Source organism: Microbacterium aerolatum (genome assembly GCF_007988825.1).
In the GTDB taxonomy this organism is placed as follows: domain Bacteria; phylum Actinomycetota; class Actinomycetes; order Actinomycetales; family Microbacteriaceae; genus Microbacterium; species Microbacterium aerolatum.
In genome coordinates, this window is record NZ_BJUW01000010.1 from 42,377 (window position 1) to 54,478 (window position 12,102).

Consider the following 12,102-nt stretch of genomic DNA (forward strand, 5'->3'; position numbering starts at 1 on the left):
GGATCAGCCGCTGACCTCCACTCCTTCCCAGCGAACCTGCGATGGAAGCAGATTGAGGTCGCTCACGGTGGAGCGGGAAACGAACACCCACGGACTGCTGTAGAGGTAGTTCGTCGGCGACTGCTCGACTCCTACGCGCACCGCGTTCCAGAGTGTCTCCTGGTACTCCGGAGAATCGATCGGGGTCGCACGTACGGCATCCAGAGCGGCGAGGAACTCGTCGGATGAGTGCGGACCGCTGAGGTTCATGATCCCCTCGGGGCCGTACGTTGCCAAGAGATTGGCAACCGGCGACTCGCGGCCGATGGTTCCGTCGAGAGCGAGCTGCGGAGACTTTGCGACGTAGACCTCGTCCTGCCAGGTGGTGGAACCGGCCGGCACCAGGCTGATGGTGGAGCCGATTCCGATGTCCGCCAGCTGCGACTGGGTGAGCTGCGCGTCGATCTCGCTGCCGGCATGGGCAGTGATCTCGATGCTGAGCTCACCGTCTTCGTACCCGGCATCGCCGAGGATCTGACGGGCCTTGTCCGGGTCGTAGCTCCAGATGTCCTCGATCTCAGGATTGAAAGCGACGTACCCCTCGGGGAACGGCTGGTGGGTGATCGTGCCCGTGCCCGCTGTGACCGCGTCGACGAACGCCTGACGATCGAATGCGTAACGAAGGGCTTCGATCACGGCAGGATCGTCGAGCGGTGCCTTGTTGAGGTTGAGCGACGCGTCGCTCGCCGCGAGGGTTCCGGCGACGGTCACGGTCAGTCCGGCGCCCTCGGCCTGCTCGATCTGAGTGGCAGGCAGACGTGCGACGTCGACCGAGCCGGACTGCACGGCGGAGACGACCGTTGCAGCGTCCAGTGCTGTCGTCAGCTCGAACTTGTCGATGTGGATGTTGTCGGCATCCCAGTAATCGTCGTTCTTCACGAACGTCGCGTGAGACTCGGCTACGAACTCCGTCAGCACGAAGGGGCCGGCCCCGACAGGGGCGACGGCGAGCTTCGTCGGGTCTTCGGCTGCGGTGGGGCTGGCGATCGCGCCGGTGCGCCCGGCGACCAGGTATGGGATCTGATAGTCGACGTCGCTCAGGTGCAGGGTGACTTCCGTCTCGGAGTCGGCGGTGACGCTCTCAAGACCGGCAAGCTGATCGCGCAGATGCGAGTCGGCCTGCTCCTTGCCTCGTTCGAAGTGAGCCTTCACGGCCTCGGCATCCAGAACAGTGCCATCGCTGAAAGTGAGGTCGTCCCGAAGGGTGAACGTGATCGCGGTGCCGGTCTCGTCATACGCCCACGACTCGGCGAGGCTCGGTTCTACATCACCGTCCGCGTCCAAGCGAGTGAGCGATGCGTACGGGAGGCTGATAGTGTTGATGTCGAACCCTGTGCGGCTCGTGACCGGATCCCAGGACGTCGGGAGTCCGAGCGACCACCGGAGTACAGATTCACCGTCGTTCGACGCCGGATCGCTGCCGTCCCCGCCGGCGCAGGCAACCATGCCGGCGGTGAGGGTCACTGCGAGGGCTGCTGCGGCGAAGGGGCGCCAGGATCTGGTCACGGTCGTTCTGCTTTCTGTGCGGGTTCGGGGGACGTGGATTTGGATGTTTCAGTAAGTGTCAGCGGACGGCACTCAAGGTGTCGTCCGCGATCGTCTCCACGACCGTCGACGCTGCGTAGCGGTTCGCGGGGAAGGGGAGCCCGAGGTGCTCGCGCAGGGTTTTGCCCTCGTACTCGGCGCGGTGCACACCGCGCTCCTGCAGGATCGGCACGACCTCATCGACGAAACGACGGAACTGTGCGGGATGAGACACATAGACGTTGAAGCCGTCGACGGCACCGGACTCGAACCACTCCTGCAGTCGATCGGCGACCGTGGATGCCGTGCCGACGAACGGTGAAGGGCGGAAGGCCGAGAGTCGTTCGACCACCTGGCGAAGCGTCAGAGAATCCTTCTCTGCGAACGCCACGATCGATTCGGCGTTCGTGCGGAAGCTGCGCTGCGCGAGGTGCAGAACATCCGGGAACGGGGCATCCAAGTCGTACTGGGTGAAGTCATGCCAGCCGAACGGGCGCCCCAGCTCCGCCAACGCGATATCGAACGAGTTGCTCAGCTCATGCTGTGCGCGTTCGATCGCCCGGGCCTCGTCATCGGTGTCTCCCACTACGATTCGAGCACCAGGAAGGATCAGCACGTGTTGCGGGTTGCGGCCGGCTGCGGCCGCGCGTGCCCTGATGTCCTCGGCGAAGGCGAGACTGTCGCGGATGTTCGATGCGTGGGTGAATATCCCGTCCGCGTAACGGCCTCCGAGGTCCCTGCCGTCGTTGCTGTCTCCGGCCTGGAAGATCACGGGTTGCCCCTGGGGGGAGCGCTGGATGTTCAGCGGTCCGGCCACCCGGAAGAACTCGCCGTCATGGTTGATCTGATGCTGCCGTTCGGGGTCGAGGAACACTTTCGTCTCGCGGTCGCGCGGGAACGCATCGTCCTCGTAGCTGTCCCACAGCGCCTGAGACACCTCGATGTGCTCGGCCGCGCGGCGATACCGGGTCGGGTAGTCGAAGTGCTCGTCCAGGCCGTAGTTGGTCGCGGTTCCGGCGTCTCCGCTGGTGACGACGTTCCACCCCGCGCGGCCCCGGCTGATGAGGTCGAGTGAAGCGAAACGGCGGGCCAGGTTGTACGGCGAGTTGTAGGACGTCGTCGCCGTACCGACCAACCCGATGCGCTCGGTCGCGACCGCGAGCGCCGACAGCAGCGTCAGCGGCTCGAGGCGATTGAGATAGTGAGGAGGTGAGTGTGGGGTGATGAACTGGCTATCGACGATGAAGACGAGATCGAACTTCGCCCTCTCCGCGAGGCGGGCGTACTCGATGTACCAGTCGATGTCGACGCTGGCGTCTCCGGGGATCTCCGGGTCGAGCCACCGGAGCTGGTCGCCCGGGCCGCCGGTACCCGTCAGGATCGCCCCGAATTTGATCTGACGTCGATCTGCCGCGTTTGCCATGCTCGATTCCTCTCATCGTGCTTTCGACGATTCTGAGGGGAGCGAACGGACCTATGGGCTACGTGTCATTCTGTGTGGCAACGTGACGCCAGATGACGTCGAAGTTTTGCGGCACGATATCGTGCGTCGCTGCCAACCACCGCCGACAGCGACGAGGAGGCGTGGGCGACTGACGCGGCGCGGAGGACTCACGCGCGGGCGAGCAGCAGCCTCTCCACCCGCGGCTTCACCTCGGTGGCCAGCAGTGTGAGCGACTCGAGCAGGTGCTCCTGCGGCAGCCCGCCGAGATCCATCTGCAGGAAGTGACGCATGTGCCCCATGTAGCCGTGCAGGTGGACGATGCGCTCCGCGACGTCGTCGGGGTCTCCCACGTAGTACGCGCCCGGCGCGTGCGCCTGCGCGTAGTAGTCGTCGTCGCTGGGCGTTGCCCAGCCGCGTAGCTTGGCCATCGACGCGTTGAGGTTGCGCCAGCCGGGGTAGAAGCGCTCGAGGGCCTCGTTCTTGGTTGGAGCGACCAGGCCCAACGCGGCGACGGAGACCTTGATCGCTGAGCCGGTGTGGCCCGCCTTCGCGGCGCTGGCCCGGTAGAGCTCGGCGAGCGGCGCGAATCGATGAGGTGCACCACCGATGATCCCGTAGCTGATCGGCAGGCCGAGTCGGCCGGCGCGAGCGGACGAAGGCGCGCTGCCGCCGGTTCCGAGCCAGATCGGCAGCGACCCGTTCAGCGGGCGAGGCACGACCGGAAGATCGTCAAGTTCGGGTCGGACCGTGCCGTGCCACGTGACCCTCTCTGAGTCGTTGATCCGCGTCAGCAGATCGAGCTTCTCCTCGTACAGCCGGTCGTAGTCGCGCAGGTCGTATCCGAACAGCGGGAACGACTCGACTGATGAGCCGCGGCCGGCAGTGATCTCGACCCGCCCGCCCGAGATCCCATCGGCGGTGGCGAACTGCTGGAACACCCTGACCGGGTCATCCGTGCTGATCACGCTGACACCCGAGCCGAGCCGGATCTGCGTCGTCGCGCCCGCGGCGGCGGCGATCATCGCGCCGGGGGAGGACGCCGGCATCTCGAACGTGTGGTGCTCGCCGACCGCGAAGTAGTCGAGCCCCGCGCGATCGGCGTGCACGATCGCCTCGAAGAGGTTGGCGATCGCCTCGGAGGTCGAGCGGAGGGTGCCGTCCGCGTCGCGTTGCGTGTCGCCGAAGCTGTAGGCGCCGAGTTCCATGGTGGTCTCCTGTGTAGTGAGGGTCGGGTTCACAGCGCGACTTCGTGGGCCGGGAGCGCGGCTTCGAGTTCGCCCGCGGTCAGGATGCTGTTGAAGATGTGTGTGCCCGGACCGAAGGCCCGGCCGGCGCGGAGCGGTCCCGCGTAGACGGCGTCGAATCCGAAGCGGTCGATCATGGTCGCCACGAGCCGCGCGGCATCCTCGTCGTCGCTCGCCACGGCGAGGGCGCGTCGCCCCGGGGCGCCGACGTCTACGCCGTGCTCCTCGAGGTCGTGGTAGCCGATGTGATTGAGCGTCTTGACGAGTCGAGCGCCGATGAAGTGCTGTGCCACGACCTCGCTCGTGCGGGTGTCGTCGTGCTCGAACTCTTCGCTCTCGCCATCGACGGGCGTCCACCAGTTCATGGCGTCGATCACCACCTTGCCGGCCAGGGGAGCCGGGTCGACGGAGTGATGCTTGTGCAGCGGCACCGCGACGATGACGATGTCCGCATCGCGGACGGCATCTGCTGTCGTCATGGCGACGGCTCCAGGAATGACGATCTCGGCGATCAAGGCGATGTCCTCCGCGGGGCCGGAACCCGCGACGCGGACGTCGAAGCCCGCCCGCAGCGCCGTGCGCGCCACCGCCGACCCCACTCGCCCGACACCCAGAACTGCAACCGTCGTCAATGTGACTCCTCATCCGTCGTACGCGACCCGTTTCTCAAGTCTGTGGCGCCGATTCTGAAGTCGCTAGTTGGTGATAAGCTGCTTACTATTAGTTAGTTGGGCCGGAGGGGGGCCACGATGGATTCGCAGCACATCGACGACGAACTCTGCCGAGCGTTCCGTCAGTCAGCAGAGCTGGCAGGCAAGAAATGGAATGCTGCGATCCTGCTGGCACTGTCCCGCGGCGCCGACCGATTCTCGAGCATCATCGGATCCGTCGATGGCCTCTCAGACCGTCTGCTCGCCGCTCGACTGCGTGAGCTGGAGTCCCATGGGCTCGTGGCCCGCGAGGTCGTCCCGACGGTGCCCGTGCAGATCCTGTATCGACTCACCCCGGCCGGCAGCGATCTGATCGAGATTCTTCACCCGCTGGTGCAGTGGTCCCAGAAATGGGAGCAGACTCCGGCGAGCGCGATCACGACCGCCAATCGATGACGGCGGTGCCTCACGGCACGAGCGTGATCTTGCCGCGTGCCTCGTGCGCCTCGATCAGCCGGTGCGCCTCGGCGGCTTCGCTCAGCGGCAGCTCGGCGCCCAGTTCCACCTGGAAGTCGCCGCTCGCGATCAGATCGATCGCGACGGCGACGCCCTCGGCGCGCCAGGCGATCTCCTGCGCGGTGAGCGGCTCGGGCGATCCGCCGCTGAACGCGCGGATGCCGAAGTCGGCGGCATCCGGTCCGCGCACGATCGTGGCGATCCGGTTCCGGTCGGCCACGAGCTCGAGCGAGGTCTCGATGGCCTCGTCGGTGCCCGCGCAGTCGAGCGCGACGGTGATATCGCCGTCGACCGCCTCGCGGACGCGGTCGGTCAGGCCCTCGCCGTAGGCGACCGGAATCGCGCCGAGCTCGCGCACCTGCTCGTGGCGCGAGGGGCTCGCGGTGGCCACGACCGTCGCTCCCCATGCGACGGCGAACTGGATCGCGGCCTGACCGACGGCACCGGAGCCGGCGTGAACGAGCAGGATGTCTCCCTCGCCGACCTCAAGCGAGCGCAGGCACTGGTAGGCGGTGCCGACCGGGATGGCGAGTCCGGCCGCCTCGGCTGCGGTCACCGAATCGGGGAGCGGGTACAGGCGGTCGGCGGCGATGGCGATGTGCGTCGCGTACGTGCCGACGGCGTCACGGATCGCCACGCGGTCTCCGACGGCGAACCCGGTCACGCCGTCGCCAAGCGACTCGACCACACCGGCGCCGTCGAACCCGACGCGGCGCGGCTCGGTGATCGGAGGCATCGGCCGCCTGCCGCTGCGCCGTTTCGCATCGAGCGGATTCACCCCCGCCGCCTCGATGCGGACCACCACCTCGCCCGGACCAGCGACGGGGTCCGGGATCTCCACGAGCTGGAGGACGTCAGGGGAACCGAGTTCTGTGTAGACGATCGCGCGAGCCATGCCGCCAGGCTACCCGCGCCCCTCGCGCCGCGCACAACTTCGGCTGCCGCGCCCGACACGCTGAGCTGTGCAGGTCACGAGGCGGCGTGTTGGCGCTGTGATCCGAAGTCGTGCACGGGGAGGGTCAGATCTCGCGCAGGGCCTTCTGGATGCGCTGCGGAGACACCGGCTGAGCAGTCCCCAGCCGCTGCGCGAACACGCTGATCCGGTACTCCTCGAGCAGCCAGCGGATCTCGGTGAGCCCCGCGGGTGCGTCCGCGGGCAGCGGGATCGTGCCGCCGGCATCCTCATACGCCTGCGCGACGCGCTCGTACTCGGTCATGCGCGCGCGATCCCGGCCGGGCTCGTTCTCGAGCGTCTTCAGCCGGTCGAGCATGCCGTCGAGATACCGGGGGAAGTGTGCGAGCCGCTCGGTGCCCGCCGCCGAGATGAACCCGGGATGCAGCAGGCCGCTGAGCTGCGAGCGGATGTCGTTCAGCGGACCGAGGAGTGCGAGCGAGTTCTGCGACTTGATGCCGCGCTCGACGTCGCGTGACTTCGTGAGGACGCGGGCGACGAGCGACACGGTCTGGAACAGGTCGTCCACGAGCTTCGCATTGACGGCATCCCGCGCCGCGGCGAATGCGGACTCGGTGCGGATCGTGGCCCACGGCAGGAGCGCACCCACGACGGCTGTGCGGGCATCTTCGATGAGCGCCGCGACCGACGAGTACGGCGACGCCGCCAGCGCGAGCTTCTCCTGGGAGGTGAGGTGCTCCTGCACGTACGACGCGGGCGACGGCACGTTCAGTAGTACCAGCCGCATCACACCGCCGCGCGTCGCCTTCTCCGCGGCATCCGCTGTCGCCTCCACGCGCACAGCGACGGTCTTGCCCTGGTCGACGATCGCCGGGTAGCCGCGCACGACGCCGCCCGCGACCCTGGTGTCGAGCACCTGCGGCAGGTCCGCGAACGTCCAGTTCGTGAGGCCGGACTTCTCAATAGAAGTGGATGCCGCAGCAACCGCCGTCACGTCGGGCTTCGCACGCCTTGCAGCCGTCGGCCGCGAGATGGACCGTGCCACGCTCGCCCGCGCGCGATCCGACAGCGACCGCTGCAGTTCGCCGAGGTCCCGCGCGGATTCGGCGACGCGGCCGCGTTCGTCGACGGCGCGGAAGTTCATGCGCAGGTGCCCCGGCACGCGTTCGTCGTCGAAGTCCGCGGCCGACACCGGCTGGTTGGCGAGCGGCTGAATGAGGCGGGCGAGCGCCTCTTTCAACGATCGCTCGGGGAAGCCTTCGTAGCGCTCGGGGCCTTGTTCCGCGAGCACCTCGCCGAACTTGTCGGCCCAGTCGGCAGCGGGAACGACGTGCCTGCGGATCGCCTTCGGCAGCGCGCGCAGCAGCGCGGTGACGAGTTCGGCCCGCAGACCCGGCACCTGCCAGTCGAATCCGCGATCCTCGATCTGAGCCAGCAGCGCGAGCGGGACGACGACGCTCACGCCGTCATCCGCCGCGCCCGGCTCGAACCGGTAGGCGAGGCCGAGCACCTGATCGCCCTGCGTCCAGCGCGTGGGGAACTCGTCCTTGTCCGCGCGATCGTCGTCCTCGATGAGGTCGCTCTCGCGCATGACCAGCAGCTTGGGCGTCTGCTGCAGCGCCCCGCGCCACCAGTTCTCGAACGAGCGGACGTCGAACACGTCGGCGGGGATGCGCTCGTCGTAGAACCGGAACACTGCCTCGTCGCCGGCGAGGATGTCGCGACGCCGCTCACGCTCCTCGAGCTTCTCCAGGCGTCGACGCAGTTCGAGGTTGCTGCGCCAGAATGCGCTGACGCGCTTGTCGATCCGCCCCGGATCCCACTCGCCCTCGACCAGGGCATGCCGCACGAACAGCTCGCGGGACGCCGCCCGGTCGATGCGCGCGAACTGGATGCGGCGGCGGGGGATGATCTCCACCCCGAACAGCGTCACCTTCTCATAGGCGACGGCGGCGCCGGCATCCTTCGACCAGTGCGGTTCTGACACCTGGCGCTTGGCGAGGTCGCCCGCGAGGGACTCGGCCCACGCCGGATCGATCGCCGCGACGGTGCGGGCGAAGGTGCGCGAGGTCTCGACGATCTCGGCGGCCATCACGGCACGCGGGCTCTGCTTGCGCAGCCCGGATCCCGGGAAGATCGAGAACCGGATGCCGCGCGCGCCACGGTACTCCGCGATGCGGCGCTTGTCCTTCTTGTCCTTGCCCTTGTTGGCGCTCGTGACGTTGCGCTCGTCGAGGATGCCGATCTGCGACAGGAGCCCTGACAGGAGCGCGCGATGGATGGCATCGCCGTTGGCGTGGCCGTCCTGGGGTGCGCCGGACGTCTTGCCGTGCGGGTCGTTGAGCGAAGACGGCGCAGCCGCCGAAGACGAAACGGGCTGAGCGGCCGAAGGGGGTCGAAGCCGGTCCTTCCCGTCCTTCTGCTTCGGCACGAGGGATCGGAGCTGCCGGTGCACGTCGAACCATTCGCGCACGCGCACGTAGTTCAGATGCTCCGACCGGCACAGCCGCCGGAACGCGCTGGAGCCGAGCTCGCGCTGCTGTTCGCGCAGGTGGTTCCACAGGTTCAGGACGGCCAGGAAGTCGCTGGTCGGGTCCGCGAAGCGTGCGTGCATCCGGTCTGCGGCATCCCGCACCGCCTGAGGGGCGTCCTGCGACGGACGCTCGCGCACGTCCTGAATCGTGAGGCCGGCGACGATCGCGAGGACATCACCGGCGACGCCGGTGCGCTGGGCCTCCAGAAGCATGCGCGCGAAGCGCGGGTCGATCGGCATCCGCGAGATGTCGCGGCCGATCTTCGTCAGTCTGGGGGTGTCGCGAGTGGTGTCAACGGCGCCGAGCTCGGTGAGCAGATCGAACGCGGCCTTGATGCCGCGCGAGTCGGGAGGTGTGAGGAACGGGAACGCGGTGATGTCGCCGAAGCCGAGCGACAGCATCTGCAGCACGACCGAGGCGAGCGAGGTGCGCAGGATCTCGGGCTCGGTGAACTCCGCGCGCTTCTCGAAGTCCTCCTCGCCGTACAGGCGGATCGCGATGCCGTCGCTGGTGCGGCCGGCGCGTCCGGACCGCTGGTTCGCCGATGCCTGCGAGATCGGCTCGATCGGCAGTCGCTGCACCTTGGAGCGGTTGCTGTACCGCGAGATGCGGGCGGTGCCGGTGTCGACGACGTACTTGATGCCGGGGACCGTGAGGCTCGTCTCGGCGACGTTCGTGGCGAGGATGACGCGGCGGCGCAGACCCGCCACACGACTCTTTTCGAACACCCGGTGCTGCTCGGCGGCGGACAACCGCCCGTACAGGGGGAGCACCTCGACCGGCGCCTTGGTCGACGCGTACGCGGCGCGGACGGCATCCGCGGCATCCCGGATCTCCGCCTCGCCCGGCAGGAAGACGAGAACGTCGCCCGGTGCCTCGCGATCGAGTTCACGTAGGGCTGCGACGATCGCGGACACCTCATCCTCGTTCGCATCCTCCTCGTCCTCCTCGGAGGGCCCGCGGTACCGGATCTCGACCGGATAGGTGCGTCCGGAGACCTCGATGACCGGCGCCGGAACCGGATCGGTCCCTGAGCCGGTCGAAGGGGCGGCGAAGTGCTTCGCGAAGCTCTCCGGGTCGATCGTGGCCGAGGTGATGATGACCTTCAGGTCCGGCCGCTCGGGGAGGATGCGGGTGAGGTATCCCAGAAGGAAGTCGACGTTCAGCGAGCGCTCGTGCGCCTCGTCGATGATGATGGTGTCGTAGCGGCGCAGCAGCCGGTCGCGATGGATCTCGTTCAGCAGGATGCCGTCGGTCATCAGCGCGATCTTCGTGTCGGCCGACACCTGATCGGTGAAGCGCACCTTGTAGCCGACGAGTCCGCCCAGCTCGACCTGCAGCTCCTCAGCCACGCGCTCGGCGATGGTGCGGGCGGCGAGGCGCCGGGGCTGCGTGTGAGCGATGCTGGTGCGCCCGAGCTCGAGGCAGATCTTCGGCAGCTGCGTCGTCTTGCCCGACCCGGTGGCACCGGCGACGACGACGACCTGATGGTCGCGGATGGCGGCGGCGATCTCCTCCCGAGCAGCGCTGACCGGCAGCTCCGGGGGATAGGAGATCAATGGCGAAGACATAGCCCTCCATCGTATGACGATCGGACTTGTCATCACAGGTTGTACGCTGGCGGGATGACGATTCCCCTCATCACTCTCAATGACGGACGCACGATTCCTCAGCTCGGCTACGGGGTCTTCAAGGTCGACCCCGCTGACACCGAGCGCACGGTGAGCGAGGCGCTCGAGGTCGGCTACCGCCACATCGACACCGCCGCGATCTACGGCAACGAAGAGGGCGTGGGCGCCGCGATCGCCAAGAGCGGCATCGCGCGTGACGAGCTGTTCATCACCACGAAGCTGTGGAACGACCGCCACGAGGGCGACGAGCCGGATGCGGCGATCGCCGAGAGCCTCGGGAAGCTCGGCCTCGAGCACGTCGACCTCTACCTCGTGCACTGGCCGACGCCCGCCAAGGACAACTACGTGCACGCGTTCGCGAAGCTCATCGAGCTGCGCGAGCAGGGGCTGACGCGCAGCATCGGCGTCTCGAACTTCCTCGTGGAGCACCTCGAGCGCGTCGTCAAGGAGACCGGCGTCACGCCCGCCGTCGACCAGATCGAGCTGCATCCCGCCTACCAGCAGCGCGAGGTCACCGCGTGGGCGGCCGACCACGGCGTCCGCATCGAGGCGTGGGGGCCGCTCGGCCAGGGCAAATACGACCTGTTCGGCACCCCGGCCGTCGCCGATGCGGCTGCGGCGCACGAGAAGACGCCCGCGCAGATCGTGCTCGGCTGGCACCTGCAGAAGGGCAACATCGTGTTCCCGAAGTCGGTGCGGATCGAGCGCCTCCGCGAGAACCTCGACGTGTTCGACTTCACCCTCAGCGACGTCGAGATCTCGGCGATCGACGGCCTCGACCCCCTGGACGGCTCCGGCCGCGTGGGCAGCCACCCGAACGAGTTCAACTGAGACATCGCTCTCCGAGACGCTGCATTGCGTTCGATGACGCCCTGTGTCGCTGCATGCGACGCAGGGCGTCATCGTCGCTAGCGTCGCCTGCATGACAGCTCCGTACCGCATCGTCGCCGTCTCCGGTTCGCTCCACGAGCCCAGCAAGACGACCGCACTGATCCGCGCGATCGCGGACGCCGTCGCCGAGCGCGCCGACGCCGAGGTGCAGCTCATCGAACTCACCGCGATCGGCCCCTCGCTCGCCGGTGCTCTGCAGCGCGACGGGCTTCCGCCGCACGTGGAGGAGCAGCTCGTCGCGATCGAGCAGGCCGACCTGCTGATCGTCGGCAGCCCGGTCTACCGTGCATCGTTCACTGGGCTGTTCAAGCACCTGTTCGACTTCGTCGGGCAGTACGATCTCGTCGGCAAGCCGGTGCTGCTCGCGGCGACCGGCGGAGGGGAGCGGCACGCGCTGATGATCGAGCACCAGCTGCGGCCGCTGTTCGCGTTCTTCCAGGCGCTGACGCTGCCGGTCGGCGTCTACGCCAGCAACACCGACTTCGACGGGTACCGGGTGAACTCCGAATTGCTCGAGGCCCGCATCGCGCTCGCGGCCGACCGCGCGCTGCCGCTGGTCGGCTACGCCGCATCGCGCTCGGTGGAGGCCCTGGTCTGAGACGCGGCGCACCGTGCGTCGGCACGCACGCGGGATGCTTTCCGTCGATCACACCGCGCTCAGAACCAGCTGAACTCGTCCAGCACGGGCGGGCGACCAGGTCCCGACGCGCGTAGCG

9 protein-coding genes are annotated in these 12,102 nt (G+C 67.9%); 3 read left to right on the top strand and 6 right to left on the bottom strand.

Going from position 1 to position 12,102, the window contains the following annotated elements:
* Window positions 1-3: 3 nt before the first annotated feature.
* From MAE01_RS11380 to MAE01_RS11395, 4 genes are all read right to left on the bottom strand, one after another.
* Window positions 4-1,545: an ABC transporter substrate-binding protein gene (locus tag MAE01_RS11380; RefSeq protein WP_222591676.1), complete on the bottom strand. Its 1,542-nt coding sequence runs from the start codon at window positions 1,543-1,545 to the stop codon at window positions 4-6.
* A gap of 58 nt (window positions 1,546-1,603) precedes the next feature.
* Window positions 1,604-2,986 (bottom strand): LLM class flavin-dependent oxidoreductase, encoded by a 1,383-nt coding sequence (locus MAE01_RS11385; RefSeq protein ID WP_147039677.1) that lies wholly within the window; start codon window positions 2,984-2,986, stop codon window positions 1,604-1,606.
* 188 nt (window positions 2,987-3,174) lie between these two features.
* Window positions 3,175-4,212, bottom strand: a complete 1,038-nt coding sequence (locus MAE01_RS11390; RefSeq protein WP_147039678.1) for an LLM class flavin-dependent oxidoreductase — start codon at window positions 4,210-4,212, stop codon at window positions 3,175-3,177.
* A gap of 29 nt (window positions 4,213-4,241) precedes the next feature.
* A complete protein-coding gene (locus MAE01_RS11395; protein WP_147039679.1) occupies window positions 4,242-4,883 on the bottom strand; it encodes an NADPH-dependent F420 reductase in 642 nt (213 codons plus the stop codon).
* Window positions 4,884-5,000: 117 nt separating this feature from the next.
* On the opposite strand from MAE01_RS11395, the gene MAE01_RS11400 reads away from it, so the two are divergent.
* The gene (locus MAE01_RS11400) at window positions 5,001-5,357 is read left to right on the top strand and encodes a winged helix-turn-helix transcriptional regulator (protein WP_147039680.1); all 357 of its coding nucleotides are present in this window, start codon (window positions 5,001-5,003) and stop codon (window positions 5,355-5,357) included.
* A gap of 10 nt (window positions 5,358-5,367) precedes the next feature.
* Here the strand turns inward: MAE01_RS11400 and MAE01_RS11405 are convergent, their stop codons facing one another.
* Window positions 5,368-6,312 (bottom strand): quinone oxidoreductase family protein, encoded by a 945-nt coding sequence (locus MAE01_RS11405; RefSeq protein ID WP_147039681.1) that lies wholly within the window; start codon window positions 6,310-6,312, stop codon window positions 5,368-5,370.
* 124 nt (window positions 6,313-6,436) lie between these two features.
* Window positions 6,437-10,435 carry an ATP-dependent RNA helicase HrpA gene (gene hrpA, locus MAE01_RS11410; RefSeq protein ID WP_147039682.1) on the bottom strand — a complete coding sequence of 1,333 codons (3,999 nt, stop codon included), beginning with the start codon at window positions 10,433-10,435 and terminating at the stop codon, window positions 6,437-6,439.
* A 54-nt stretch (window positions 10,436-10,489) separates the two neighbouring features.
* Between hrpA and MAE01_RS11415 the strand changes: the two genes are divergently transcribed.
* Window positions 10,490-11,326 (top strand): aldo/keto reductase, encoded by an 837-nt coding sequence (locus MAE01_RS11415; protein ID WP_147039683.1) that lies wholly within the window; start codon window positions 10,490-10,492, stop codon window positions 11,324-11,326.
* A 91-nt stretch (window positions 11,327-11,417) separates the two neighbouring features.
* Window positions 11,418-11,984, top strand: a complete 567-nt coding sequence (gene msuE, locus MAE01_RS11420; protein WP_147039684.1) for an FMN reductase — start codon at window positions 11,418-11,420, stop codon at window positions 11,982-11,984.
* Window positions 11,985-12,102: the final 118 nt, after the last annotated feature.